The 24,887-nt window shown below is 74.6% G+C and carries 25 protein-coding genes; 11 read left to right on the forward strand and 14 right to left on the reverse strand.

Translation table 11 applies throughout. From position 1 onward, the window contains the following. Positions 1-400: 400 nt before the first annotated feature. On the reverse strand, positions 401-1,363 hold the full coding sequence (locus OMK64_RS00500) for an AraC family transcriptional regulator (RefSeq protein ID WP_272725996.1): 963 nt from the start codon (positions 1,361-1,363) through the stop codon (positions 401-403). Between the two features lie 130 nt (positions 1,364-1,493). Further along, entirely contained in the window at positions 1,494-2,255 is a 762-nt protein-coding gene (locus OMK64_RS00505; RefSeq protein WP_272725997.1) for an isoprenyl transferase, read from the reverse strand. Between the two features lie 176 nt (positions 2,256-2,431). Between OMK64_RS00505 and trhA the strand changes: the two genes are divergently transcribed. Next, complete coding sequence (gene trhA / locus OMK64_RS00510; RefSeq protein WP_272725998.1) at positions 2,432-3,127, forward strand: PAQR family membrane homeostasis protein TrhA; 696 nt, start codon at positions 2,432-2,434, stop codon at positions 3,125-3,127. A gap of 54 nt (positions 3,128-3,181) precedes the next feature. On the opposite strand, the gene OMK64_RS00515 is transcribed toward trhA, so the two are convergent. Genes OMK64_RS00515 through mca form a run of 3 tightly spaced genes read right to left on the reverse strand, consistent with a single transcriptional unit; the run spans position 3,182 to position 5,204 of the window. Continuing rightward, the gene (locus OMK64_RS00515; RefSeq protein WP_272725999.1) at positions 3,182-4,009 is read right to left on the reverse strand and encodes a nitrilase-related carbon-nitrogen hydrolase; all 828 of its coding nucleotides are present in this window, start codon (positions 4,007-4,009) and stop codon (positions 3,182-3,184) included. After that, on the reverse strand, positions 4,006-4,323 hold the full coding sequence (locus OMK64_RS00520) for a hypothetical protein (protein ID WP_272726000.1): 318 nt from the start codon (positions 4,321-4,323) through the stop codon (positions 4,006-4,008). Before OMK64_RS00520 ends, OMK64_RS00515 begins: the two co-directional genes overlap by 4 nt. Beyond that, positions 4,320-5,204, reverse strand: a complete 885-nt coding sequence (gene mca, locus OMK64_RS00525) for a mycothiol conjugate amidase Mca (RefSeq protein WP_272726001.1) — start codon at positions 5,202-5,204, stop codon at positions 4,320-4,322. Before mca ends, OMK64_RS00520 begins: the two co-directional genes overlap by 4 nt. Positions 5,205-5,299: 95 nt before the next feature. On the opposite strand from mca, the gene OMK64_RS00530 reads away from it, so the two are divergent. After that, positions 5,300-5,707: a DUF4307 domain-containing protein gene (locus OMK64_RS00530; RefSeq protein WP_272726002.1), complete on the forward strand. Its 408-nt coding sequence runs from the start codon at positions 5,300-5,302 to the stop codon at positions 5,705-5,707. A gap of 244 nt (positions 5,708-5,951) precedes the next feature. Then, on the forward strand, positions 5,952-6,437 hold the full coding sequence (gene greA / locus OMK64_RS00535; protein ID WP_272726003.1) for a transcription elongation factor GreA: 486 nt from the start codon (positions 5,952-5,954) through the stop codon (positions 6,435-6,437). A gap of 107 nt (positions 6,438-6,544) precedes the next feature. Here the strand turns inward: greA and ilvA are convergent, their stop codons facing one another. From ilvA to OMK64_RS00550, 3 genes are read right to left on the reverse strand one after another with little or no spacing between them, the layout of a single operon-like run. Then, a complete protein-coding gene (gene ilvA, locus OMK64_RS00540) occupies positions 6,545-7,741 on the reverse strand; it encodes a threonine ammonia-lyase (protein WP_272726004.1) in 1,197 nt (398 codons plus the stop codon). Then, entirely contained in the window at positions 7,738-9,123 is a 1,386-nt protein-coding gene (locus tag OMK64_RS00545; RefSeq protein ID WP_374694045.1) for an AI-2E family transporter, read from the reverse strand. Before OMK64_RS00545 ends, ilvA begins: the two co-directional genes overlap by 4 nt. Beyond that, positions 9,120-10,352, reverse strand: coding sequence for a cystathionine gamma-synthase (locus tag OMK64_RS00550; protein ID WP_272726005.1), 1,233 nt, complete (start codon positions 10,350-10,352; stop codon positions 9,120-9,122). The genes OMK64_RS00545 and OMK64_RS00550 overlap by 4 nt, the downstream gene beginning before the upstream one ends. Before the next feature lie 182 nt (positions 10,353-10,534). On the opposite strand from OMK64_RS00550, the gene msrA reads away from it, so the two are divergent. Beyond that, positions 10,535-11,203, forward strand: a complete 669-nt coding sequence (gene msrA / locus OMK64_RS00555; protein WP_272726006.1) for a peptide-methionine (S)-S-oxide reductase MsrA — start codon at positions 10,535-10,537, stop codon at positions 11,201-11,203. A gap of 306 nt (positions 11,204-11,509) precedes the next feature. Here msrA and OMK64_RS00560 read toward each other — a convergent pair whose 3' ends face one another. Continuing rightward, the gene (locus tag OMK64_RS00560; protein WP_272726007.1) at positions 11,510-11,944 is read right to left on the reverse strand and encodes an Rdx family protein; all 435 of its coding nucleotides are present in this window, start codon (positions 11,942-11,944) and stop codon (positions 11,510-11,512) included. Positions 11,945-12,007: 63 nt separating this feature from the next. Between OMK64_RS00560 and OMK64_RS00565 the strand changes: the two genes are divergently transcribed. Then, positions 12,008-12,880: a CPBP family glutamic-type intramembrane protease gene (locus tag OMK64_RS00565; protein ID WP_374694046.1), complete on the forward strand. Its 873-nt coding sequence runs from the start codon at positions 12,008-12,010 to the stop codon at positions 12,878-12,880. 41 nt (positions 12,881-12,921) lie between these two features. Further along, positions 12,922-14,172 carry a D-arabinono-1,4-lactone oxidase gene (locus OMK64_RS00570; RefSeq protein WP_272726008.1) on the forward strand — a complete coding sequence of 417 codons (1,251 nt, stop codon included), beginning with the start codon at positions 12,922-12,924 and terminating at the stop codon, positions 14,170-14,172. Positions 14,173-14,281: 109 nt separating this feature from the next. Here the strand turns inward: OMK64_RS00570 and OMK64_RS00575 are convergent, their stop codons facing one another. Further along, entirely contained in the window at positions 14,282-14,689 is a 408-nt protein-coding gene (locus tag OMK64_RS00575) for an FKBP-type peptidyl-prolyl cis-trans isomerase (RefSeq protein WP_124341877.1), read from the reverse strand. A gap of 114 nt (positions 14,690-14,803) precedes the next feature. Between OMK64_RS00575 and OMK64_RS00580 the strand changes: the two genes are divergently transcribed. Beyond that, a complete protein-coding gene (locus OMK64_RS00580) occupies positions 14,804-15,646 on the forward strand; it encodes an alpha/beta fold hydrolase (RefSeq protein ID WP_272726009.1) in 843 nt (280 codons plus the stop codon). After that, on the forward strand, positions 15,639-16,235 hold the full coding sequence (locus OMK64_RS00585; protein WP_272726010.1) for a TetR-like C-terminal domain-containing protein: 597 nt from the start codon (positions 15,639-15,641) through the stop codon (positions 16,233-16,235). The genes OMK64_RS00580 and OMK64_RS00585 overlap by 8 nt, the downstream gene beginning before the upstream one ends. Positions 16,236-16,324: 89 nt before the next feature. On the opposite strand, the gene OMK64_RS00590 is transcribed toward OMK64_RS00585, so the two are convergent. The 4 genes from OMK64_RS00590 to OMK64_RS00605 all read right to left on the reverse strand — a co-directional run bounded on the left by OMK64_RS00590 (position 16,325) and on the right by OMK64_RS00605 (position 21,575). Further along, positions 16,325-18,016, reverse strand: a complete 1,692-nt coding sequence (locus OMK64_RS00590) for an AMP-binding protein (protein WP_272726011.1) — start codon at positions 18,014-18,016, stop codon at positions 16,325-16,327. Positions 18,017-18,088: 72 nt separating this feature from the next. Further along, positions 18,089-19,120, reverse strand: coding sequence for an acetylxylan esterase (locus OMK64_RS00595; protein WP_272726012.1), 1,032 nt, complete (start codon positions 19,118-19,120; stop codon positions 18,089-18,091). A gap of 135 nt (positions 19,121-19,255) precedes the next feature. Then, the gene (locus tag OMK64_RS00600) at positions 19,256-20,662 is read right to left on the reverse strand and encodes a cystathionine beta-synthase (protein WP_272726013.1); all 1,407 of its coding nucleotides are present in this window, start codon (positions 20,660-20,662) and stop codon (positions 19,256-19,258) included. A gap of 88 nt (positions 20,663-20,750) precedes the next feature. Next, positions 20,751-21,575: a Bax inhibitor-1/YccA family protein gene (locus OMK64_RS00605; protein ID WP_272726014.1), complete on the reverse strand. Its 825-nt coding sequence runs from the start codon at positions 21,573-21,575 to the stop codon at positions 20,751-20,753. 252 nt (positions 21,576-21,827) lie between these two features. Here OMK64_RS00605 and OMK64_RS00610 point away from each other — a divergent pair, with 252 nt between their 5' ends. The 3 genes from OMK64_RS00610 (at position 21,828) to OMK64_RS00620 (ending at position 24,887) form a co-directional block, all read left to right on the forward strand. Further along, positions 21,828-22,772: an ABC transporter ATP-binding protein gene (locus tag OMK64_RS00610; protein ID WP_272726015.1), complete on the forward strand. Its 945-nt coding sequence runs from the start codon at positions 21,828-21,830 to the stop codon at positions 22,770-22,772. Then, positions 22,769-23,635, forward strand: coding sequence for an ABC transporter permease subunit (locus OMK64_RS00615; protein WP_272726016.1), 867 nt, complete (start codon positions 22,769-22,771; stop codon positions 23,633-23,635). Before OMK64_RS00610 ends, OMK64_RS00615 begins: the two co-directional genes overlap by 4 nt. Positions 23,636-23,789: 154 nt before the next feature. After that, positions 23,790-24,887, forward strand: coding sequence for a serine hydrolase domain-containing protein (locus tag OMK64_RS00620; protein WP_272726090.1), 1,098 nt, complete (start codon positions 23,790-23,792; stop codon positions 24,885-24,887).

Consider the following 24,887-nt stretch of genomic DNA (forward strand, 5'->3'; position numbering starts at 1 on the left):
CGACCCTCCTCCCGGAGCGGATGCTCCATGGGCTGGCCTCCCGGGGACGGCGGTCGCCGTCCTCTACGCGGAAAGTAACCCGCGCCGCCGACATGTGAGGCACGACACGCGCCCGTGTCACACATCGTTCACCGGGGCGCCACCGCGCGGTCCCGCCCGCGCGGTCGTCGTACCACCCCGACGGGCGCGTCGCGAGGTCCCGTGCGGCCGTGCCACGACCGCGGAACACCCCGCGCACGCACGCGGGCACCCCGCCCACGCGCGGCGGGCACCCCCGTAACGAAGCCGCGCCCCCACGGACGGCACGCGGGGCTGCGTCCGGAGGGGGTTCGCGCGGCGCCGGGCCACGCCGGCGTCCGGCCGGTCGGGACGTCGGCGCACACGGGGTGACGTGGCGGGCTCAGCCGCGCAGCGTGCGGCTGGGCGGGACGCCGTAGACCTGCCGGTACGCGGCCGCGAACCGGTCCGGCTTGACGAACCCCCACCGCAGCGCGACGTCGGCGACCGTGTCGCCCGCCGTGGGGTCGGCTGCCTGGAGGTCGCGGTGCGCACCCTCGAGCCGGGCGCGCCGGAGGTACGCCATGGGCGTGACGCCGAGGTGCCGCTGGAACGCGCTCTGCAGCGCGCGTGCGCTGACGCCGGCGGCGCGCGCGATGTCCGTCACGGTGATCGGCAGCGAGGCGTGGTCGTCGATGAACGCGACGGCACGGCGCACCGTGGACGGCGCGGCGTACCCGGGTCCGCGCACGAGCGCACGGTCGAGGGTCGTGTTCGGGAAGGTGGCCAGGGCGCCGGCGGCGACCAGGTCCGCGAGCGCGGCGGCCGCGATCGGGTGCGCGGCACCCGGTGCCTCGTCGGCGAGCTGCGCGGAGACGAAGTGCGCGAGCCGTGCCCACGCCCGTCCCGCGGCCGGGGACACGGGTTCGAGCCCGGCGAAGCGCACGCGGTGCCCGTCGAGCGGCAGCTTCTCGGACGCCACCCGTTCCACGACCGACCGCCGCAGCCGCATCACCTGCAGCTCGATGCCGTCCCACGTGGCGGTCAGCGGGACGTCGTCGGGGAACCGGAACACGGAGCCGGCCCCGATGCGGACCTCGTCGCCGCGCACGTCGTAGCGCCCGGCACCGACGACGCCGGTCGTGACGAGCAGGTAGTCGACGGGTGCGACCGTGCACTGCACCCCGGTCGAGAGCCGCACGGTGTCCGCGCCCAGGTCACCGGCGTCGGTCGCCCGCAGGTCGCACAGGAAGGTGGGCGCGGCCGTCGCGAGCGTCAGGCGCTGGTGCGGGCAGTACACGTCCTTGAGGACGGAGTACGCGACGTCCGGCTGACGTGTGGAGACGGACAGGACATGGACCGGCATCGACGGCACCCCCCGCGCTGCGCGCCAACGGCCCGCAGCCCCCTGCTCCGGACCTCTCTCCATCGTCGGCGAGATGCCGGGGTCCCGCACCCGGACAGTTGTCCGGGGCACCGGCCTGCGCGGACCCGGCTCAGCGGCCGAGCCGGCGCTCCCGGGCCGCGTAGGACCGCACCGCGCGCAGGAAGTCGACGCGACGGAAGTCAGGCCAGTAGGCCTCGCAGAAGTAGAACTCCGAGTGCACCGACTGCCACAGCAGGAACCCGCCGAGCCGCTGCTCGCCCGACGTGCGGATGACCAGGTCGGGGTCGGGCTGACCCTTGGTGTAGAGGCGCTCGGCGATGTGCTCGACGTCGAACTGCTCGGCGAGCTCGTCGACGCTCGTGCCGGCCTCGGCGTGCTCGCGCAGGAACGAGCGGACGGCGTCGGCGATCTCGTGCCGCCCGCCGTAGCCGACCGCGACGTTGACGTGCAGGCCGTCGACGTGCGCGGTCGCGGTCTCGGCCTCGCGCAGCGCGGCGGCGGTGCTCGCGGGCAGCAGGTCGAGCGACCCGACGGCCTGCAGGCGCCAGCGACCGGCGGCGGCGAGGTCGCGGACGGCGTGCTCGATGATGTCGAGCAGCGGGTCGAGCTCCTCGGCCGGGCGGTTGAGGTTGTCGGTCGACAGCATCCAGAGCGTGACGACCTCGACGCCGACGTCCTCGCTCCAGCCCAGCAGGTCGGCGATCTTGGCGGCGCCCGCCTGGTGCCCGTGCCGCGTGGACTCGCCCATGCTGCGCGCCCAGCGACGGTTGCCGTCGAGGATGACGCCGACGTGGCGGGGCGCCCGGTCGCGCGGCAGCGAGGCGGCGAGTCGCTTCTCGTAGAGCGAGTACACCGGGTGGGGCAGGCGCACGCGGACCTCTCCTTGACGGGCGACGGCGGGAACCCGCTCACGGTACCCGTCCGTCGTGTGCGCGGGAGGCGGATCGGACAGGATGGACGTGACGCCGGGCGCGTCGACAGCGCTACCTACGGTGACGTAACCTACGGGCTCGTAGGTTACGTCGGACGACGGAAGCGAGACCGCCGATGAGCTCCACCTCCGCGCAGCCCTCCGGGCTCCCCGGTGCGGTCGGCCAGGTGGCCGACGCGATCAAGCCCCGGCTCCGCGGGTGGATCCACGCCGGCGTCGCGCCGCTCGTCCTCGCCGCGTCGATCGTGCTGGTCGTCCTGTCCCCCACGCCCGCCGCGAAGTGGTCCACGGCCGTCTTCGGGCTCACCGCGGTCATGCTCTTCGGCACGAGCGCCGTCTACCACCGCGGACGCTGGTCGCCGCGCGTGCAGGGCGTCCTGCGCCGCCTCGACCACACGAACATCTTCCTCATCATCGCGGGCACCTACACGCCCCTCGCGGTGCTCCTGCTGCCCGAGCAGACCGCGCGCGTCCTGCTGATCATCGTGTGGTCCGGCGCGCTCCTCGGCCTGCTCGCCCGCGTCCTGTGGCTCGGCGCACCCCGCTGGGTCTACGTGCCCGTCTACGTCGCGCTCGGGTGGGTCGCCGTCGCGTTCCTGCCGCAGTTCTGGCGGTCCGGCGGGCCCGCGATCGTGTGGCTCGTGGCCGCCGGCGGGCTCGCGTACACCGCGGGCGCCGTCGTCTACGGCCTCAAGCGGCCCAACCCGAGCCCGCGGTGGTTCGGGTTCCACGAGGTGTTCCACACGCTCACCGTCGTCGGGTACACGTGCCACTACATCGCGGTGTCGATGGCGTCGTACGGGTCCGCCTGACCGCGCCCGACCGGTCCGCCCGGGACCCGGGCACCGACCGTCCGCAGCGAGCGGTCAGTCGCGCGGCACCACCGTGTAGCGACGGTTCGCCAGCGAGGGGTTCGTCTCCCGCACCTGCGCGAGCAGCGCACCGTCGACGTCGACCGTGCGCACGCCCGGCGTCTCGTCCAGCTCGAGCCCGACGACGCCGTCGGGACCCACGACGAGGGATCGCCCGGTGACGCCCTTGCCCGCCTGCCCGACCGCCACCACCGCCGCGGTGTTCTCGATCGCCCGCGCGACCGCGAGCGACCGCCAGTGCCACGCCTTGAGCTCGCCCGCCGCCCACGCGGCCGGGTACACGAGCACCTGCGCACCCGCGTCGACCAGCCGCCGCGACGACTCCGGGAACCGCAGGTCGTAGCAGGTGAGCACGCCGAACCGCAGGCCCGCGACGTCGAGCACGAGCGGCGGCGCGTCGGCCGGACCCGGCTCGAGGCGCTCGGACTCGCGCTGGCCGAACGCGTCGTACAGGTGCACCTTGCGGTAGACGCCCGCCAGCTCGCCCGTGCCGTCGACGGCCACGACCGCGTTGACCGCGCGCGCGCCCGTCCCCGGCAGCGTGGTGCCCGCGACCACCGCGACGCCCGTCGCCGCGGCCCGCTCGCGCAGCAGCCGCACGAAGGGTCCGTCGAGCGGCTCGGCGTGCTCCTGCCCGACGCCGTGCGGCTGGAAGCCCGACGCGTACTCGGGCAGGACGAGCAGGTCGGCGCGCGCCCGCTCGGCGGTCGCGAACGCGTCGCGCACCATCTCCCGGTTCGCCGCGTGGTCCTCGCTGACGGCGACCTGCGCGAGCGTGACCCGCACCGCCGGGCGCACCGGCGCCTCGGGGCGCGTGCTCACCGGCCGCCGCCGGCCGTCCCGGGGCCGCGCGGCCCGTCGGACGGGTCGGTCGTGCCGTCCGGGCCGCCCTCGGCGCCCGCGGCCGTCCCGCCCTGGTCGCCGTCGTCGTCCAGCCCGAGCTGCTTCGCGCGCCGGTCGACGATGCGCAGCTGCTTGGTCAGCGACAGGAACAGCCCGATCGCCGCGACGGCGAGCAGGAACGTCACGACGAACCCGATGAACCCCGGCGACCCGCCGCCGGGGGCGGTGAGCTCGACGTCGCTCGGCGACGGGCTCGGCGTCGCCGCGAGGACGCGCGCCACGACCGCGCTCACGCGCCCACCACCCGCTGGATGCCGGCGAAGAGGTCGTCCTCGGGGGTCGTCGTCGGCACGTGCGAGTGCGCGAGCTCGTACTCCTCGGTCGGCCACTGCGCGAGCTCGATCTCGCGCGGGATGGCGAAGAAGAAGCCGTCGGGGTCGATCTGCGTCGCGTGCGCCCGCAGCGCGGCGTCCCGCTGCGGGAAGTACTCGGACACCGGCACGAACGTCGTCGCGGTGCGCTCGGGGATCTCGCGCGCCTGCCGCGAGTCGATCCAGTCGCCGAACGGCGACTCCCGGCCCGCGGCGACGAGCGCGTCGTGCATCGCGCGCATGCGCCTCAGCGAGAACCCGTGGTTGTAGTAGAGCTTGAGCGGCGTCCAGGGCTCGCCGCGGTCGCGGTAGCGCTCCGGGTCGCCCGCCGCGTGGTACGCCTCGTACGCGACGCGGTGGCACATGATGTGGTCGGGGTGCGGGTAGCCGCCCGACGGGTCGTAGGTCGTCATCACGTGCGGCCGGAACTCGCGGACCAGCTCGACGAGCGGCGCGGACGCCACCTCGAGCGGCTGCAGCGCGAAGCACCCGTCGGGCAGCGGCGGCAGCGGGTCACCCTCGGGCAGGCCCGAGTCGACGAAGCCCAGCCAGTGCTGCCGGACGCCGAGCGCCTGCGCGGCCGCGGCCATCTCCGCGGTCCGCACCGCCCGCATGCCCTCGATGCCACCCTCGACCTCGCCGTACGACGGGTTGAGCACGTCGCCGCGCTCACCGCCCGTGCACGTCACGACGAGCACGTCGACGCCGTGCGCCGCGTACATCGCGGTCGTGGCCGCGCCCTTGCTCGACTCGTCGTCGGGGTGGGCGTGCACCGCCATCAGGCGCAGCCGCTCTCCGGTCACGCGAGGCCTCCGTTCGGGACGTGCGGGGGGACGAGGGACAATGATCGCGCACACGACGCGCGCTGCCCCCGCCCGTCCCGTCGCCGAGGAGCCCTGTGAGCCAGTCCCCCGCCGTGCGCCCGCCCGCCGGGCGCTACGGACCCGAGCCTACGTCCCGGTCGACCACGCTCCGGCGCGTCGGGCTCGGCGCGCTCGTGCTGGTCGCGGTCGTGGTGCTCGCGTGGGTCGGCATCGGCGTGGTGCGCGAGCCGGTGCAGTGGAAGGACGTCGGGTTCCGCGTCGACGGGCCGACGTCCACGCAGGTGACGTTCGACGTCACCAAGGCCCCCGACGCGGCGGTCACGTGCCAGGTGCAGGCGCTGTCCGAGTCGTACGCGCAGGTGGGCGTCCGGTCGGTCGAGGTCGGGCCGGCCGACACCGCGACGCAGCGGGTCACCGTCACCGTGCAGACCGCCGAGCTCGCCGTGTCGGGCGTCGTGGCGGGCTGCACGCCCGTCGACTGAGGGGGCCTTCGGACGCGCCCGCGGACCGGGCTGAACAGGGGCGAGCAGAGGCCGGACGGGGCCGTGCGCTATCCTGGTCGTTTCACACGCCGCCCCGGTCCGGCGTGACCGCTGGTCGACGCGACCGAGTGGGAACGGCGTGCACCTCATCACCGTGCCCCACCACGCGCGTCCTGACCTCGGCGCGGTACCCCGGGACGAACCGCCGGTCACCCACCGGCACGCATGCATGGAAGGAGCGATCGTGACCGACACGACTGCGGCCACGTGGCTGACGCAGGAGGCCTACGACCGGCTCTCGGCCGAGCTCGACCGCCTCAAGGGCGAGGGTCGGAGCGAGATCGCGGCGCGGATCGCCGCGGCCCGTGACGAGGGCGACCTCAAGGAGAACGGCGGCTACCACGCCGCGCGCGAGGAGCAGGCGAAGCAGGAGGCCCGCATCCGCGAGCTCGAGGCCAAGCTCCGCAACGTCCAGATCGGCACGCCGCCCGACGACGGCGTCGTCGAGCCCGGCATGGTCGTGACCGCCGAGGTCGCGGGCGACGAGATGGTGTTCCTGCTCGGCTCGCGCGAGATCGCCGGGACCGCGGACATCGACGTGTTCTCGCCGACCTCGCCCCTGGGCGCCGCGATCAACGGCACGAAGGTGGGCGACAAGACGTCGTACACCGCGCCGAACGGGAACGAGATCCCGGTCAAGATCCTCGCCGCGAAGCCCTTCGACGCCTGACCTCACGGTCCTCGACGCGGCGCTCCCCGGTCCTGGGGGGCGCCGCGTCGGCGTTCCCGGGCGGTGTGCACGCAACACGCCGGCCGGGACCCACGGCGCCGGACCCGTCAGTCGCCGTGCACCTGGTAGCCCGTCGCCCGCAGGTGCGCCATGACCTGCGCGCAGTGCTCGGGCCCCTTGGTCTCGACCTGCGCCGACACCGTCACCTGGTCGAACGCGAGGTCCGACCCGGTCCGGGCGTGCGTGAGGTGCATGACGTTGCCGCCCGCACCCGCGATGTCCTGCAGCAGCGACGCCAGCGCACCCGGACGGTCGTCGATGCGCACGCGCAGCGCGAGGAACCGGCCGGCCGACGCGAGTCCGTGCCGCACGACGTGCAGCAGCACCTGAGGGTCGATGTTGCCGCCCGAGAGGATCGCGACGACGGGACCCTCGAACGCTCCCGGGTCGGCCATGAGCGCCGCGACGGCGACGGCCCCGGACGGCTCGACGAGCAGCTTGGCCCGCTCGGCGACGAGCAGCACGGCGCGGGAGATGTCCTCCTCCGAGACGGTCCGCACCTCGAGGTGGTGCCGGTCGAGGACCTCGAACGGCACGGTGCCGGGCAGCCCGACGGCGATGCCGTCGGCCATGGTCCGCAGCTCCGGCGCGGGGACCGGGTGGTGCACGGCGAGCGACGCGGGGTAGGCGGCGGCCCGGGCAGCCTGCACGCCGACCACGCGCACGCCGGGACGCACCTGCGCGAGCGCCTCGACGACGCCCGCGGCGAGCCCGCCCCCGCCGACCGGCACGACGACGGTCGCGACGTCGGGCACCTGCTCGACGATCTCGAGCGCGATCGTGCCCTGCCCGGCGACGACGTCGGGGTGGTCGAACGGGTGGACCAGCACGGCTCCCGTGCGCTCGGCGTGCTCGCGCGCGTGCACGAGCGCCTCGTCGACGGAGGTCCCGACGAGCTCGACGTGCGCGCCGTAGTCGCGCGTCGCGGCGATCTTGGGCAGCGCCGCGTCGACGGGCATGTAGACGTACGCCTCGATGCCGAGGATGCGGGCCGCGAGCGCGACCCCCTGCGCGTGGTTGCCCGCCGACGCCGCGACGACCCCGCGGGCGCGCTCGTCGTCGGTCAGCCGGGCCATGCGCGTGTAGGCGCCGCGGATCTTGAACGAGCCGGCGCGCTGCAGGTTCTCGCACTTGAGCCACACCTCCGCGCCGGCGATCTCGCTCACGGCACGGCTGCGCTGGACGGGCGTCAGCTCGGCGACCCCGTCGAGCAGGCGCGCGGCCGCGGCGACGTCGAGGCTCACCGCTCCCCGCCGTCGCGCGTGCTCCCGCGACCGGGCCGGTCGTCGGCTCCCTGGACGGTCGCGCCCTCGTCCTCACCCGTCGCCTCGCCCGCACCGAGCTGCTCGTCGGTCCGCTGGGTCGCGTCGCGCTCCGACTCGCGCTCGGCGACCTGCGCGACGGCCCGGTCGAGCACGGGATGCCCTCGCCCGCGCACGGGGACGTGGTCCCCCGTCCCGAGCTGCGGGAACTTGTCGTGCCCGTGCAGGTACAGCACCACGGTGTTGAGCACGGCCGCGATCGGCACCGCGAACAACGCACCGATGATGCCCGCGACGAACGAGCCCGCGGCCACCGAGAGCAGCACCGCGACCGGGTGCAACGACACCGCGTGGCCCATGAGGAACGGCTGCAGCACGTGCCCCTCGAGCTGCTGGACGCCCAGGACGATCGCGAGCATGACGAGGGCCGCGCCGGGCCCCTGGGCCACGAGCGCGACCAGCACGGCGATGGACCCGGTGACGACGGCGCCGACGATCGGCACGAACGACCCGAGGAACACGAGGATCGCGAGCGGCAGCGCCAGGGGCACGCCGAGGATCGCCGCACCGACGCCGATGCCGACGGCGTCGACCGCGGCGACCAGGATCTGGGTGCGCGTGTAGGCGCCGAGCGTCACGACGCCGCGCCGGGCGGCCTGGTGCACGTGCTCGCGCGAGCCGCGCGGCAGGAGCCCGACCACCCAGGCCCAGATGGTGCGGCCGTCGAGCAGGAAGAAGAACGTGCAGAACAGCGCGATGAGCGCACCCGCCACGACGTGCCCGACGGTCGTGGCGCCGGACACCACGCCGGACAGCACGCTCGACGACGCGCCCGACGCGGACTCCTGGATGCGGTCGACCCACGTCTGCATGTCCTCGGTGGACAGCTGCAGCGGGCCGGTCGCGAGCCAGTCGAGGATCTTGTCGACGCCCTGCGACGCCTGCGACCACAGGTCGCCGATGCCGCGCACGACGGATCGCCCGGCGAGCCCGAGGAGCGTCCCGACGACCGCGACGAGCGCGACGACGGCGAGCCCCGCGGCCGCCCCGCGCGGCAGCCGCAGCCGGCGGTGCAGCCACCCGACGAGCGGCGTCAGCAGGACGGTGAGCAGCAGCGCGATCGCGACGGGGACCACCACGACCTTGAGCTGCGTGATGAGCCACAGCAGGACCGCGAGCGCCGCACCGATGAGCAGGAGGCGCCACGACCACGACGCGGCGGCGCGCACCGACGGCGGCACGGACTCCGCACCGGCGCGGGCGCGCCGCTCGGCGGCGGGACGCGTCGCGGAGGTGGCCGCGATCGCGGCCGGCGCGGCGCCCACGACCGAGGGCTCCTGCGCGGTCGACTTGTCGAGGGTCACGCGCCACGCCCCGCGGCGAGCGCGCGGTCGAGGTCGGCGACCAGGTCGTCGGCGTCCTCGATACCCACGGACAGCCGGACGAGGTCGTCGGGGACCTCGAGCGCCGTTCCGGCGACCGACCCGTGCGTCATGCGGCCGGGGTGCTCGACGAGCGACTCGACGCCGCCGAGGGACTCGGCGAGCGTGAACACCTCGGTCGCCGCGCACACCGCGAGCGCCGACTCCGCGCTCCCGGTGCGGAACGACACCATGCCGCCCGCGCCGCGCATCTGGCGCGCGGCCAGCTCGTACCCCGGGTGCGACTCGAGGCCCGGGTAGATGACCGACGTGACGGCGTCGTGCCCCGCGAGGAACTCGGCGACGCGCTGCGCGTTGGCGACGTGCCGGTCCATCCGGACGGCGAGCGTGCGCAGGCCGCGGAGCGTGAGCCACGCGTCGAACGGGCCGGCGATCGCGCCCGACGCGTTCTGGTGGAACCGCAGCGCGTCGGCGAGGTGGGTCGTGCCGGTCGGGCCGTCGAGGCCGACGGGGAGCTGCGCGCCGTCCGCGACGACCAGCGCGCCGCCCACGACGTCGGAGTGCCCGCCGATGTACTTGGTCGTCGAGTGCACGACGACGTCGGCGCCGAGCGCGAGCGGCTGCTGCAGGTACGGGGTCGCGAAGGTGTTGTCCACGGCGAGCAGCGCCCCGACGCCGCGCGCGAGCGCCGAGATCGCCGCGATGTCGGCGACGTTGAGCAGCGGGTTCGTCGGCGTCTCGACCCAGACGAGCTTGGTGCGCCCGGGCTGGATCGCCGCCGAGACGGCCCCGGCGTCGGTGAGGTCGACGGGCGTGTGCTCGATCCCCCACGGACCGAACACCCGCGCGATGAGCCGGTACGTGCCGCCGTACGCGTCGTCGGGGACGACGACGTGGTCGCCGGGGCGCAGCGCGGCGCGCAGCAGGGTGTCCTCGGCGGCCAGGCCGGACGCGAACGCGAACCCGGCGGCGCCGAGCTCGAGGTCCGCGAGCGCCGCCTCGAGCGCCGCGCGCGTCGGGTTCGCCGAGCGTGAGTACTCGTAGCCGCCGCGCAGGCCGCCGACGCCGTCCTGCTTGTAGGTGGACACCTGGTAGATCGGCGGGACGACGGCACCCGTCGTCGGATCGGGGTCCTGACCTGCGTGGATGGCGCGGGTCGCGAAGCCGGCGGTGGGTCGGTCGTCGCCGTCGGTGCTGTGTGGGGTGGTCACCGCCCCAGGCTAGGCCGTGGTGACCCGGGACTGCCGCCGGACGCGCGCCCCGTGGGTCGCCGCGGCGGCTCGGTGTCCTCGCCGGCCGGGGCGCGGCCCGGGAACACCGGACGTGCGCGCGCGGTTGTGCTGGCCGGGATGGACCAGGCGAACCGCCGGTCTCCCGGAGAGGACCAGCGACCATGAACTGGCTTTTCGGCTCAGCGCTCCGCTCGACGATGGTGGCCCCGGACCGGGCCCTCGCCGGCCGCGACGGCTACGCGTACACGGTCCCGGAGACGCACACGGTGCTCGGCACCCCGCTCGCGGGCCCGTGGCCCGCGGGCACGCGCGTGCTGTACGTCGCGATGGGCTGTTTCTGGGGCGCCGAGCGCGCCTTCTGGCAGCTGCCCGGCGTCGTCACGACCGCCGTCGGCTACCAGGGCGGCTACACGCCCTTCCCGACCTACGAGGAGACGTGCACCGGCCTGACCGGGCACACCGAGATGGTGCTCGTGGCGTACGACCCGACCGTGCTGTCCGACGACGACGTGCTGCGCACCTTCTGGGAGTCGCACGACCCGACCCAGGGCTACCGCCAGGGCAACGACGTCGGCACCCAGTACCGCTCCGCGATCTACACGACGACGCCCGAGCAGGCGGAGGCGGCGATCCGCACGCGCGACGAGTACCAGCCGCGCCTGACGCGGTCGGGCTTCGGTGACATCACGACGGAGATCCGCACGGCCGACGAGGCCGGGCCGTTCTTCTACGCCGAGGGCTACCACCAGCAGTACCTGGACAAGAACCCCAACGGCTACTGCGGCCTGGGCGGCACCGGCGTCTCCTGCCCCCGCCCGACCGGGGCCTGACCGTCCGACCCTGACGTCCCGCCGCCGTGGGGGCGGGACGTCAGGGCGACGTCTCGGGTGGGCGGACGGCGAGGAGCGCCCCTCTCCCGTGCCGTCCGCCCACCCTGCGGCAGGTCGCGGGCCCCCGTGACCGCCTGACCCGCCGCCTCCGGTGAAGGCCTGCGTCCGCCGCGAACGTAGCCCGCACGGGTGAGCCCGGTCCACGCCTGTCCACGTGGGACCGGACCGCGGTCCAGGACGTCTGCGCAGGTGGGACGGGCTGACAGGGCGGTCAGCGACCCCCTTGCGGCGCCCGTCCGGCGGCCGTCAGAGACCGTCGGAGTGCCCCAGCGGCTTGTCCGGCGCGACGACGTCCCGGACCCGTCGCTTGAGCACGGTGATCTCCGGGAAGCCGCCCTCGACCTTGCGGTCCCACACGACCTGCCCGTCGGCCTCGACCGTGAAGACGCCGCCGTTGCCGGGGCGCAGCGCGACCTCGCCGAGCTCGCGGTGGAACGTCGTGAGCAGCTCCTGGGTGTACCAGGCGGCGCGCAGCAGCCAGCGGCACTGCGTGCAGTAGGTGATGACGACGCGCGGTGACGGTCCGGGCACGGGCGCGGCTGGGGCGTCCGTTGCGGCGGGCTCGGCGGTCGCTACCTCGGACTCGCCGGTCGAGCGGTCGGCGGGTGCGGCCGCGGGCCGGTCGGCAGCGCGGTCGAGGGGCTGGTCGGCGGGTGCGCCGGAGGGCTGGTCGTCGGGCATGCGCACAGCGTTCCACCGGACGAGCGGTCGCGGGGACCACGTCCCGCCCCGCAGACTGCACGGGTGGACGCCGCCCCGATCGACGCCCCTGCCGCCCCGACGACACCGACCGCCCCGCGCCTGTCCTGGGCGCGGCGCGACGTGCTGCGCGTCCTCGCCGCCGCGCTGGTCTGCGGGTCGGCGGTGCTGCTGTTTGCGGTGCACGTGCGGCCGCTGGGCTACGTGCCGCTGGTCGCGGGGATCCTCCTCGCGCTCGTCGTGGACCGGGCGCTGGGCCGCGACCTCGCCGTCGTCGGGCTCGGCATGGCGATCATCACGACGATCTCGCTCGAGGCCGACCTGTCCGACGCGGGGATCGCGCGGTTCGCGGTCGTGCTGTCGGCGGCGGTGCTCGTGCCGTACGTCGTGCACCGGTACGTCTTCCGGCAGGACGCGATCCGCTTCCCCGTCCGGACCGGCCGACGCTGGACGCGCACGCAGGTGGTCTACCTGCTGGTCGTCGTGCTGCTCGCGTACCTGATCCTGCCCTGGTACTTCCTCGGGTCGGGCGCCTACCTCAACTGGCCCGTGGTCGACACGGGGCAGGAGGTCGCGCGGCTGTTCGTCGGGGTCAACGCCGTCGGGATCTGGGACGAGCTGTTCTTCATCTGCACGGTCCTCGCGCTGCTGCGCGTGCACTTCCCGTTCCCCGTCGCGAACGTGCTGCAGGCGGCGGTGTTCGTGTCGTTCCTGTGGGAGCTCGGCTACCGCGAGTGGGGTCCGCTGCTGACGGTCCCGTTCGCGCTGGTGCAGGGCTGGATCTTCCGGAAGACCGCGTCGCTCACCTACGTGGTGTCCGTGCACTTGCTGTTCGACCTCGTCGTGTTCATGGTCCTCGTGCACGCGCACGAGCCGTCGCTGTTCGACGTCTTCGTCACGGCGCCGTCGTCCTGGTGACCGTAGGTTGGGTGGGTTCGACGACGAGAGGACCGCAGCCCGTGACGCTGACGAACTGGGCCGGCAACTACACGTACCGCGCACCGCGGGTGCTCACGCCCCGCACCGTCGCCGAGCTCCAGGAGGTGGTCGCCGGCGAGGACCGGGTGCGCGCCCTGGGCACCCGGCACTGCTTCAACGACCTCGCCGACCGGCCGGCCGCGCTCGTCTCGCTCGAGGGGCTCGAGCCGGAGATCACGCTCGACGAGGACGCGCGCACGGTCACCGTGACGGGCGGGACCCGCTACGGGGCGCTCGCCCGGTTCCTGCACGACGCGGGCTGGGCGGTGCACAACCTCGCGTCGCTCCCGCACATCTCCGTGGCCGGGGCCGTCGCGACGGCGACGCACGGGTCGGGCGACCGCTCGCGCAACCTCGCGACGGCGGTCGCGGCGCTCGACCTCGTCGGGCCGGACGGGTCGCTGCGGCACGTCGCGCGCGGTGACGACGACTTCGCCGGGTCCGTCGTCGCGCTCGGTGCCCTCGGGGTGGCGGCACGCGTGACCCTCGACGTCGAGCCGACGTTCCTCGTCGCGCAGGAGGTGCACGTCGACCTCCCGTGGGACGCCGTGCTGACCGACCTCGTCGCGATCACCTCGAGCGCCGACTCCGTGAGCCTCTTCACCGACTGGACGGGCGACGCGGTGCAGCAGGTGTGGCGCAAGACGCGCGTCGGCGACGACGGGTACGAGCGCCGGACGGAGCTGTTCGGCGCGACGCCTGCCGACGGGCCGCGTCATCCGCTGCCCGGCATCGACCCCGTCAACTGCACGCAGCAGCTCGGTGTCCCCGGCCCGTGGCACGAGCGGCTGCCGCACTTTCGCCTCGAGTTCACGCCGAGCAACGGCGACGAGCTGCAGTCCGAGTACCTCGTGCCGCGCGGGCACGCGGTCGACGCGCTGCAGGCGGTGCGCGGCCTGGCCGACGTCGTGTCGCCGTTGCTGCAGGTCAGCGAGGTCCGCACGATCGCCGCCGACGACCTGTGGCTGTCCACCGCGTACGGCGACGACCGCGTCGGGCTGCACTTCACGTGGAAGCCGCTGCAGCCGCAGGTCGAGGCGGTCCTGCCGACGCTCGAGGAGGCGCTCCTGCCGTTCGACGCCCGCCCGCACTGGGGGAAGCTGTTCGCCGACCCCGGGCGCGACCTCGCGCGGCTGTACCCGCGGTGGGACGACTTCGCGGCCCTGGTCGCGCGGACCGATCCCGACGGCAAGTTCCGCAACGACTTCGTCGCGCGGCACGTGCTGCGCTGACGCTCCCCGGGCAGCACACGGCCCCCGTCGCTCACGGGCGACGGGGGCCGGTGCGTGCAGAGCGGCCGGTGCGCGTCGGCGGCCGGCGCGCGTCAGCCGCGCGTGGTCGTCAGCGGCTGGTGCCGACGATGTCGACGACGAAGACGAGCGTGTCGCCGCCCTTGATGCCGGCCTGCGGCACGCCGCGGTCGCCGTAGCCGAGGTGCGACGGGATCGACAGGAGCACGCGCGAGCCGACCTGCTGGCCGACGAGCCCCTCGTCCCAGCCGGCGATGACCTGGCCGACGCCGATCCCGAACGAGATCGTCGAGCGGCGGTCGTACGAGTTGTCGAAGACGCCTCCCTGCCACGACTGGCCGAGGTAGTGGACCTCGATGTCGTCGCCGGCCTCGACCAGCTCGCCGTCGCCGCGCGACAGCACGACCACCTCGAGCTCGCCGGACGGCTGCGCGTCGGGGAACGTCAGCGTGGGCTTGTCGCCGAACGACCCCGAGACCTCGGGCAGCGCTGCGGACATGACGGAACTCCTTCGGTGGGTGACAGTGCCGGTCCATCGTGCCGCACGTCGCGCGCTCACGCCGTGCGCGAACGCCCTTGCGGCGCGTTGGCTAATGGCATTAGCTTTGCTGCCATGACGACCACACAGCACCTCCAGCGCCCGTTCGGCCGGCTCGCCTTCACCGTCGACGGCCCCACCGACGGCCCTCTCGTCGTGCTCGTCCCGGGCATGGGCGACCTGCGCACGACGTGGGCGCCCGTGCTCCCGGCGCTGCACGCGCACGGCTTCCGGACCGCGTCGCTCGACCTGCGCGGCCACGGCGACACCGACCCGGTCGGCGCCGACGGGCACGGTGTCGAGGGCATCGCCGCCGACGCGCTCGCGCTCGCCGAGCACCTCGGCGCGACGCCGCAGCGTCCGGCGGTCCTCGTCGGCAGCTCGGTCGGCGCCGGGGGCGTCGCGCGCGCCGCCGCCGACCGCCCCGACCTCGTCGCGGGCGTCACGCTCCTCGCCTACGCCGCGAACGACGGCCCCGCGTCGGGCGCCGTCCGCGCTCAGGTCAACCTGCTCCTGCGCCGGCCCTGGGGCCCGCGCGCGTGGGCGTGGTTCTACGGGACGCTCGTCAAGGCGCCGGTCGACGTGCGCGCCCACCTCGCGGACCTGCGCCGCGACCTCGCGCGGCCCGGCCACGTCGAGCAGCTGCGCGCGCTCGCGCTCCGGCTCACCGAGGGCGCCGAGGACACGCGCCTCGCGGACGTCACCGTCCCGGTGCTCGCGATCACCGGGAGCGCGGACCCCGAGTCGACCGATCCCGCCGCTACGCTGCGCGGCGTGGCCGAGACCGCACCCCACGTGACGCCCGTCCTGCTCGACGGCGTCGGGCACTACCCGCAGCACGAGGCCCCCGCGGCCGTGGCCGAGCACCTCGTCGCGCTCGTCGACCGCGTCGCGGGCGGGGCGGACCGGCGTGCCTAGGGCCGGCCTCGACCGATCGGCCGTCGTCGCGCTGGCGCTCGCCGTCCTCGACGAGTCCCCCGGCGGGCTCGGCGACCTGACGCTCGCCGCGGTCGCCGCGCGCGCGGGCGTCGCCGTGCCGAGCCTCTACAAGCACGTCGACGGCCTGCCGGGCCTGCGGCGGGACGTCGCGCGCGCGTGCGTCGAGGACTTCACCGAGACGCTCGACGACGCCTCCCCCGCCGACGCCGAGCCGGAGCAGCGCCTGCGCGCGATGGCCGACGCGCTGCGGGACTACGCGCGCCGGCACCCCGGCCGGTACCGGGCCGTGCAGGTGGGCGGCTGGCCGCAGGACGCCGACGCGACCGCGGTGCAGGTCGCCGCGGCCCGGACGGTGACGCTCATGGCGGAGACGGTCGCCGGGCTCGGCGTCCCCGCCGCGCGGCACGTCGACGCGGTCCGCGCGGTCCGCGCCGCGCTGCACGGGTTCGTCGTGCTCGAGCTCGACGGCGGGTTCGGGATGCCCGACGACGTCGACGTCAGCTACCGCTTCCTCGTCGACGGTCTCGTCCGCGGCCTCCTCGCGACGTCGGACGCGCCCGTCGCCTGAGCGGCCGACCAGCCGAGCGTCGCGCTCACGCCCGGGAGCGCGGCGTCATGCCGGCGCGACACCCTGCCTGCGACTCCTGCACGCCCGGGTCAGGCCGCGCCGCCCGCGAGCACCTGCTCGCGCACGACCCGGCGCAGGACCTTGCCGACCTGCGAGCGCGGCAGCTCCGAGAGCACCACGAGACGCCGCGGCAGCGCGTACCGCGCGAGCCGCTGCTCGCACCACGCCCGGACCGCCGCGAGGTCGACCCCGGACGCGTCGTCGGCCAGCACCACCGCGGCGACGACGGACTCGCCCATCGCACCCCCGGGCACCCCGACGACCGCCACGTCGGCGATGCCCGGCATGCCGCGCAGGTGGTCCTCGACCTGCGACGGGTACACCTTGAAGCCGCCGGTGACGATCATCTCCTTCATGCGGTCCACGAGGACGACGCGGCCGTCGACGACCTGCACGACGTCCCCGGTGCGCAGCCACCCGCCGGGCAGCAGCTGCGCGGCGGTCTCGTCGGGCCGCTGCCAGTACCCCTGGAACACCTGCGGTCCGCGGATCAGGAGCTCGCCGCCGGTCGCCGGGTCGACGTCGCGCGTCGGGTCCTCCTGGTCGACCACGCGCACCTCGGTGCTCGGGAACGGCAGGCCGAGCGTGCCCGGTCGACGCTCGGGCGTCAGCGGGTTGCCGAGCGCGACGGGTGACGTCTCCGTCATGCCGTAGCCCTCGACGACGAGCCCTCCCGTCGCTGCTTCCCACCGGCGCGCGGTCTCGGCGGGCAGGGCCATCGCGCCGGAGATGGCGTGCGTGAACGACGAGAGGTCGGCTCCCGCGGCCTCGGCGGCCGTGACGAGGCGGTCGAGCATGGGCGGCACCGCGGGCAGGAACGTGCCGGGCCGGCGGCGCTGCGCGGCGACGACCGTCGCCGGGTCGAACGACGGGAAGACGACGAGCGTCGCACCGACGCGCACCGCGTACGTGAGGCACAGCGTGAGGCCGAACGCGTGAAAGAACGGCAGCACGCCGTAGACGACCTCGGTGCCGGGCACGACGCCCGTCCAGGCATGACCTTGGACGGCGTTGGCGACGAGGTTGCGGTGGCTGAGCACCGCCGCCTTCGGGGTGCCCGTCGTGCCGCCGGTGTACTGCAGGAGCGCGACGTCGTGCGGCTCGGGCTGCGGCGTCGCGGGGTCGACCGGCCGCGCGTCGGCGACGAGCCGGTGCCACGTCGGGACGTCGGCGGGGACCGGCCCCTGCATGGCCGCGCGCGTGCGGCGCGCCTTGGCGACAGGCAGCCGCAGCGCGAGCCGCTGGCGCCACGGCAGGTCGGCGGCGAGGTCGACGGCGACGACGGTGCGCAGGTCGGTCCCGTCGCGTGCCGCGAGCACGGCCGGGACGGTCTTCTGCCAGACGAGCGCGACGACCGCGCCCGAGTCGGCGAGCTGGTGCGCGAGCTCGTCGGCCGTGTAGGTCGGGTTGTGCTCGACGACGACCGCCCCGATGCGCAGCACAGCCTGGAACGCGACGACGTGCGCGGGGCAGTTGGGCAGCGCGAGCGCGACGCGGTCGCCGGGCCCGACGCCGAGGTCGAGCAGGACCTGCGCGGCGCGCGCGACCTGGTCGGCGAGCTCGCGGTACGTCGTCGTCGCGCCGAGGAAGTCGAGCGCGACACGGTCGGGCCACGTCGTGGCGGCGCGGTCGAGGGCGGCGGTCAGCGGCTCGTCCGGGACGTCGACGTCCCGCGGGACCCCGGGCGGGAGGTCGAACGAGAGAGGGCGCGAACTGTCCATCGCACGACCGTAACCTACGGAACCGTAAGTTACTAGTCCGTAACTTAGGTCTCACCCGCCGGCGGGTCCGGGTCAGAGCGCAGCCGCACCCGCCACCGCACCCTCCGCCACGGACAGCACCGACGGCAGCCACCGGAGCTGGCGCTCGAGCTGGTGCGCCTGGCCGCCCTCGTGCTGGTTGAAGGTGTAGACCTCGATGTCGGTCCGCGGCCGGTCGCCGGTCAGACCCGCGTAGTGGTTGTACGCGGCGAACACCGTCGACGGCGGGCACGTCATGTCCCGCAGCGCGACGGAGAACAGCGCGGGCGCGGTCGCCCGGCGGGCCAGGTGCACGCCGTCGAAGTACGCCAGGGTGCGGAACACGCGCTCCTCGGCGCCGCGGTGCACCGCGAGGTACTGCACGAGCTCGCCGTACGGGAACGCGTCGGTGATGTCGACCGCCCGCCGGTAGTGGCACAGGAACGGCACGTCGGGCATGGCCGCCGCGAGCTCGTCGGACAGGCCCGCCGCCGCGAGCGCGACCCCGCCGCCCTGGCTGATGCCCGCGACCGTGACGCGCTCCCGGTCGACCCCGGGCAGCGCACGCACCGCGTCGACCGCGCGCACCGCGTCCGTCATGAGACGGCGGTAGTAGTGCTGCTCGGGGTCGTGGATGCCGCGCGTCATGACGCCGGGCGACGCCGGACCCGACCCCACGGGGTCCGGCGTGTGGCCGCCGTTGCCCCACGCCGAGCCCTGCCCGCGCGTGTCCATGACGACGTGCACGAAGCCCGCCGTCGCCCACGCGAGCCGCTCGTGCGCGAACCCGCGACCGCCGCCGTAGCCGATGTACTCGACCACCGCGGGCAGGAGCTCGCCCGACTCCGCGCTGCCCGCCGGGCGGGTCACCCACGCACGCACCGGCTGGCCGTCGAAGCCCGCGAAGGTCAGGTCGTCGACGTCGACCAGGCGGAGGCCGGCGTCGGTCCGCGTCACGTCGACCAGCACCTCGTGGCGGCGGGCCTCGGCGAGCGTGGTCGCCCAGAAGTCGTCGAGGTCGGCGGGCTCGTCGAGCTCGGGGAGGTACCGCTCGAGCTCGGGCAGGGGCAGGTCGAACAGGGCCATCGTGCTCCTTCGGCGATGACGTGCGGACGTGCAGCGCGCCGCGCACGGCGCACGTCGGGACGCTACCCCGCCCGCCCCGCGGTCAGGAAACCGCCTCCCCGCACGTCCGTCGACCGCGCGTCGGGTCCCGCGTCGTCAGCGGGCCAGGTAGCCCAGGAGGTCGTGGCGGGTGAGGACGCCGACGGGCGCGCCGTCGTCGACGACCATGAGCGCGTCGGCCTTCTGGAGGGCCTCGCGCGCGTCCTGCACGGACTCCCCCGACCCGATGAGCGGGAACGGCGCCGACATGTGCCGGTCGACCCGGTCGGACAGCGCCGCGGCGCCGGAGAAGACCGCGTCGAGCAGGTCCCGCTCGCTCACGGACCCGGCGACCTCGCCGACCTTGACGGGCGGCTCGGCCCCGACGACGGGCATCTGCGAGACGCCGTACTCGTGCAGGATCTCGATCGCGTCGCGCACGGTCTCCGTCGGGTGCGTGTGCACGAGGTCGGGCAGCGAGCCCGTCTTGGTGCGCAGCACGTCGGCGACGGTCGCGCCCTCGTCGTCGGCGAGGAACCCGTACGACCGCATCCAGGAGTCGTTGAAGATCTTCGACAGGTACCCGCGCCCGCTGTCGGGCAGGATCACGACGATCACGGCCCGCGCCGCGGCCTCGGGGTCGCGCTCCTGGAGGTCGCGGGCGTACCGCAGCGTCGCCTCGACGGCCATCCCGCACGACCCGCCGACGAGCAGCCCCTCCTCGCGCGCGAGGCGGCGCGTCATCGCGAACGAGTCGGCGTCGGACACGGCGATGATCTCGTCCGGGACGCTGGGGTCGTACGCCGCGGGCCAGAAGTCCTCGCCGACGCCCTCGACCAGGTACGGCCGCCCGTCGCCGCCCGAGTAGACCGAGCCGGCGGGGTCGGCGCCGATGACGACGACGCGGCCGCCGTCGGCCTCGGGCCGGTCCGCGGACACGTCGTGGAGGTAGCGGCCGGTGCCCGTGATGGTGCCGCCCGTGCCGACGCCCGTGACGAGGTGCGTGATGCGCCCGTCGGTGTCGGCCCAGATCTCCGGGCCGGTCGACTCGTAGTGGCTCGCCGGGCCGTTCGGGTTCGCGTACTGGTTGGGCTTCCAGGCGCCCTCGATCTCGCGCGTGAGCCGGTCGGAGACCGAGTAGTACGAGTCCGGGTGGTCGGGCGGGACCGCGGTGGGCGTCACGACGACCTCGGCGCCGTACGCGCGCAGCACGTCGCGCTTGTCCTGGCTCACCTTGTCGGGGCAGACGAACACGCAGCGGTAGCCCTTGCGCTGCGCGACGAGCGCGAGCCCGACGCCCGTGTTGCCGGAGGTCGGCTCGACGATCGTCCCGCCCGGGCGGAGCTCACCGCTCGCCTCGGCGGCCTCGACCATCTTGAGCGCGATGCGGTCCTTCACGGACCCGCCGGGGTTCATGTACTCGACCTTCGCCAGGATCGTGGCGGTCAGGCCCGCGGTGACCGACGACAGCCGGACGAGCGGCGTGCCGCCGACCAGCTCGGAGATGTGCTCGGCGTACTTCACCGACACGACGTTACCGGCCGGTAGCGCGAGAGGTGCGCTACCGGCCGGTCAGGTCGTGCGTGCGGTCGTCGCGGGCGACGACCCGGAATCAGTCGCCGCGCAGGATCGCGAGCAGGCGGAGCAGCTCGAGGTAGAGCCACACCAGCGTGACGACCAGGCCGAAGGCGGCCGACCACGCGAGCTTGCGGGGGGCGCCCGCCTCGACGCCGCGCTTGATCGAGTCGAAGTCGACGATGAGGCTCGCGGCCGCGAGACCGACGGCGAGCAGGCCGACGGCCACGCCGATCCAGCCGCTGCGCAGCGGGCCGAACTCGCCGCCGCCCACGTTGAAGAACATGAGGACGACGTTGACCAGCGAGAAGACCAGGTAGCCGACGAGCGCCAGGATCAGCCAGCGCGTGAACTTCGGCGTGACGCGCACGCGGCCCGAGCGGAACAGGAACAGCGACGCGGCGAACACCGCGAACGTCGCGAGCACGGCCTGCACGACCAGGCCCGGCCAGCGCTGCTCGAAGTAGAGGCTGATGCCGCCGAGGAACACACCCTGCGCGACGGCGTACAGCGAGATCAGGACCGGGCTGGGCTCGCGCTTGAACGCGTTGACGAGGCCGAGCACGAGACCGACGACCGCGCCGACGACCCACAGGCCCGGCACGAGCGTCCACGTGATCGCCGCGCTCACCACGAGCATCGCGAACAGGCCCGCCGTCTTGATGATGACGTCGTCGTAGGTGAGGCGGCCGGTGTCGCGCGCCGTGGCGGACGGCGCCTCGTACATCTTGTCGAGCGTCACCGCGTCGATCGTCTGGGTCGCCATGGCGCCGCTGCCGGCGCCCGCCTGGGCGCGCGCGCGGTTGCGCCGGTCGTTCGGGTCCCCGAACACGGGACTGTTGCTGAAGACGGGGTTGCTCATGGCGTCCTCCGGGACGGCTTGGGCAGGCGGTGGGTCATCGGGTCGAGCGGTCGGTCCCGGCGTGAACCGGGCATTCATCGTACGGAACGTCGGTCGTCCCCAGATCGTTCCAAGGAGGGAGCAGGTCCGCGACCCTGATCCGACCTCAGGGTGACCCTGACCTGGATCTCAGGTCTTCCGACTGATGACCGGCCTCGTCGCACGGGCCTAGGGTCGAGCACGGCCACACCGTTCCCGACTTGAGGAAAGACGATGATCGAGGCACAGGGCCTGACCAAGAGATACGGCAGCAAGACCGCGGTGAACGACATCTCGTTCACGGTCCAGCCCGGCAAGGTGACGGGCTTCCTGGGCCCGAACGGCGCGGGTAAGTCGACGACGATGCGCATGATCGTGGGCCTCGACCGCCCCACGCACGGGACGGTCACGGTCAACGGCCGTCCGTACGCGCAGCACCGGTCGCCGCTCACCGAGGTCGGTGCGCTCCTGGAGGCGAAGGCCGTCCACACGGGCCGCTCGGCGCGCAACCACCTGCGGGCGCTCGCGGCGACGCACGGCATCCCCGAGAAGCGCGTCACCGAGGTCATCGGCATGACGGGCCTCGACGGTGTGGCGAAGCGTCGGGTCGGCGGGTTCTCGCTCGGCATGGGGCAGCGCCTCGGCATCGCGGCGGCGCTCCTCGGCGACCCGCGCACGCTCATCCTCGACGAGCCCGTCAACGGCCTCGACCCCGAGGGTGTGCTCTGGGTCCGCAACCTCGTGAAGTACCTCGCCTCCGAGGGGCGCACGGTGTTCCTGTCGTCGCACCTCATGAGCGAGATGGCCCTCACGGCCGACCACCTCGTCGTCATCGGCAAGGGGCGGATCATCGCCGACGGCCCGGTGTCCGACGTCGTCGCCCGTGCGACGCGCTCGACGGTGCGGGTCCGCTCGCCGCAGGCGACGCAGCTCGCCGAGCTCCTGAGCGGGCCGGAGGTCACCGTGACCGCCGTCGAGCCCGGTGTGCTCGAGGTGCTGGGGGCGACGTCCGAGGGCGTCGGCGAGGCCGCGGCCGCCGCGCGCATCGTCCTGCACGAGCTCACGCCCGTCACCGGGTCCCTCGAGGACGCATACATGAGCCTCACGCAGGACGCCGTCGAGTACCACTCCGCCACCGTGCCCGGCACGGCCACGACCGCCCAGGAGCAGTCCGCATGAGCACCGCGACCCTCTCCCCCACCACCCCGGCCAAGCCGGCGACGGCGAGCCCGTACCGGGTGACCTTCGGGCACCTGCTGCGCGCCGAGTGGATCAAGCTCTGGACCGTCCGCTCGACCATCTGGACCCTCGCGATGACGGTCGTCGTGATGGTCGGCCTCGTCGCCGCCGTCGCGGGCGTCATGTCGACCCAGATCGACGACGCCCCCTCGGGCACCGAGGCCATCGACCTCAGCCTCACGCCGTTCCTGCCCGCGGTGCAGATGGCGTCCATCGCGGTCGTCGTGCTCGGCGTGCTCGCGATCTCGGGCGAGTACACGACCGGCATGATCCGGTCGAGCGTCGCCGCGGCGCCGCGCCGCACGCCCGTGCTCTGGTCCAAGCTCGCGGTGCTGACCGCGACGATCCTCGTCGTCGCGGCCGTCGCGGTCGCGCTCGGCTACGCGGTCGCGTACCTGTTCCTCTCGCGCGTCGACCTCGCCCCGCAGCTCTCCGAGCCGCAGGTGCTGCGGGTCCTCGGCGGGTGCGCGCTGTACCTCGCGACGATCGCCGCGTTCGCGTTCGCGATCGGTGCGCTGCTGCGCCACTCGGCCGCGGCGCTCGCGACGATCCTCGCGCTGCTGCTCGTCGTCGAGAACGTCGTCGCGGCGATCCCGTGGGAGCCGCTGCAGTACGTGAGCCCCTTCCTGCCGGCGACGGCGGGGTCGAAGATCACGCAGACCGACATGACGGTCGACATGGTCAACTCGATGTCCGAGCACGGTGCGAACCTCACCGCCTGGCAGGGCTACGGCGTCCTCGTGGCGTGGGTGGCCGTGCTGCTGACGATCGCCGCGGTGCTCATGAAGCGACGCGACGTCTGATTCCCCACGGTGCCGTCGTCGCGTCCTCGAGCGCGACGACGGCACCACCCCGCACGGGCGCACCCCCGACTCTCGAGCCTCGGCCCGACGCAGCGGTGGCGCGCCCGTCGCGTTCCCACCCCGCCCCTCCCCGGAGGTCCCCGCGTTGACCGAGATGATCGCCGTGCCGCAGGCGGAGGGGCCCGTCCCGGCTGCCGTCGTGCTGGCCGTCGTCGTGCTCGCGCTCATGGCCGCGGTGACCGTCCTCGCGGCGAGGGCACGGCGCCCGGTGCTCGCGACCGGGATGACGGGTGACCTCGCGCTGGGGTCCGCGGTGCGCGACGCACTCCCGGGCCTGCGGGCGCACCGCCTGGCGGTCGCGCTCGTGGAGGACGGTCACGTGACGTTCGCGGGGTTCGGCGCGGACGAGCGCACGGTCTTCGAGATCGGCTCGGTGACGAAGGCGCTGACCGGGCTGCTGCTGGCCGACGCCGTCGACCGGGGCGAGGTGACGCTCGACGACCGGCTCGGCGAGCACCTCGACCTCGGCGGCGGTGCCGTGGCGGGCGTGCGGCTGGGCGACGCCGCGGCGCACGCGGGCCGGCTCCCCCGGCTGCCCGCCGACCCGCGCCTCCTGCTGCGGGGCACCCGGGCGTCGCTGACCGGACGCAACCCGTACGACGGCATCGACGTCCCGGCGCTGCTCGCCGCCGCCGCGCGCACACCGCTCGCGACGACGCCGACCCCGCAGTACTCCAACCTCGGCGCGGCGCTCGTCGGGCAGGCCCTCGCGGCGCGCGTGGGGACGACCTACGCGCAGCTGCTGGCCGACCGCGTCACGGGGCCGCTCGGGATGGGGGCGACGACGACGCCCGCCGCGGCCCGCGCCGACGACCCGATGGAGCCCGGGACCAGCCGCCGCGGCCGCCCGCAGGAGCCCTGGACCATGGACGGGTTCGCACCCGCCGGCGGCGTCCGGTCGACGACCGCCGACCTCGCGGTGCTGCTCGCGGCGCTGCTCGACGGGTCGGCGCCGGGCGCGTGGGCGCTGGACCCGCGCGCCGACCTCGACGCGACCGAGCGGGTCGGCCTGTTCTGGCTGACCCGCTCGACGGACGACGGCACGACGACGTGGCACAACGGCATGACGGGCGGGTTCGCGTCGTTCGTCGGCCTCGACCGTGCCGCGCGGCGCGGCGTCGTCGTCCTGTCGGACGTGGCGTCGAGCGTCGACGCGCTCGGCACCCGGCTGCTGGCCCCTGAGCGCGTGTGA

The organism is Cellulomonas fimi, from assembly GCF_028527925.1.
Lineage (GTDB): Bacteria > Actinomycetota > Actinomycetes > Actinomycetales > Cellulomonadaceae > Cellulomonas > Cellulomonas fimi_C.

What these genes read in the sequence shown, in the direction of transcription:
- OMK64_RS00575 (WP_124341877.1), bottom strand. Translation starts at nt 14,689, where the DNA reads ATGTCCGCAGCGCTGCCCGAGGTCTCGGGGTCGTTCGGCGACAAGCCC.
- OMK64_RS00595 (WP_272726012.1), bottom strand. Translation starts at nt 19,120, where the DNA reads ATGGCCCTGTTCGACCTGCCCCTGCCCGAGCTCGAGCGGTACCTCCCC.
- OMK64_RS00610 (WP_272726015.1), top strand. Translation starts at nt 21,828, where the DNA reads ATGATCGAGGCACAGGGCCTGACCAAGAGATACGGCAGCAAGACCGCG.
- trhA (WP_272725998.1), top strand. Translation starts at nt 2,432, where the DNA reads ATGAGCTCCACCTCCGCGCAGCCCTCCGGGCTCCCCGGTGCGGTCGGC.
- OMK64_RS00560 (WP_272726007.1), bottom strand. Translation starts at nt 11,944, where the DNA reads ATGCCCGACGACCAGCCCTCCGGCGCACCCGCCGACCAGCCCCTCGAC.
- OMK64_RS00500 (WP_272725996.1), bottom strand. Translation starts at nt 1,363, where the DNA reads ATGCCGGTCCATGTCCTGTCCGTCTCCACACGTCAGCCGGACGTCGCG.
- OMK64_RS00620 (WP_272726090.1), top strand. Translation starts at nt 23,790, where the DNA reads ATGATCGCCGTGCCGCAGGCGGAGGGGCCCGTCCCGGCTGCCGTCGTG.
- OMK64_RS00605 (WP_272726014.1), bottom strand. Translation starts at nt 21,575, where the DNA reads ATGAGCAACCCCGTCTTCAGCAACAGTCCCGTGTTCGGGGACCCGAAC.
- OMK64_RS00615 (WP_272726016.1), top strand. Translation starts at nt 22,769, where the DNA reads ATGAGCACCGCGACCCTCTCCCCCACCACCCCGGCCAAGCCGGCGACG.
- OMK64_RS00590 (WP_272726011.1), bottom strand. Translation starts at nt 18,016, where the DNA reads ATGGACAGTTCGCGCCCTCTCTCGTTCGACCTCCCGCCCGGGGTCCCG.
- msrA (WP_272726006.1), top strand. Translation starts at nt 10,535, where the DNA reads ATGAACTGGCTTTTCGGCTCAGCGCTCCGCTCGACGATGGTGGCCCCG.
- OMK64_RS00580 (WP_272726009.1), top strand. Translation starts at nt 14,804, where the DNA reads ATGACGACCACACAGCACCTCCAGCGCCCGTTCGGCCGGCTCGCCTTC.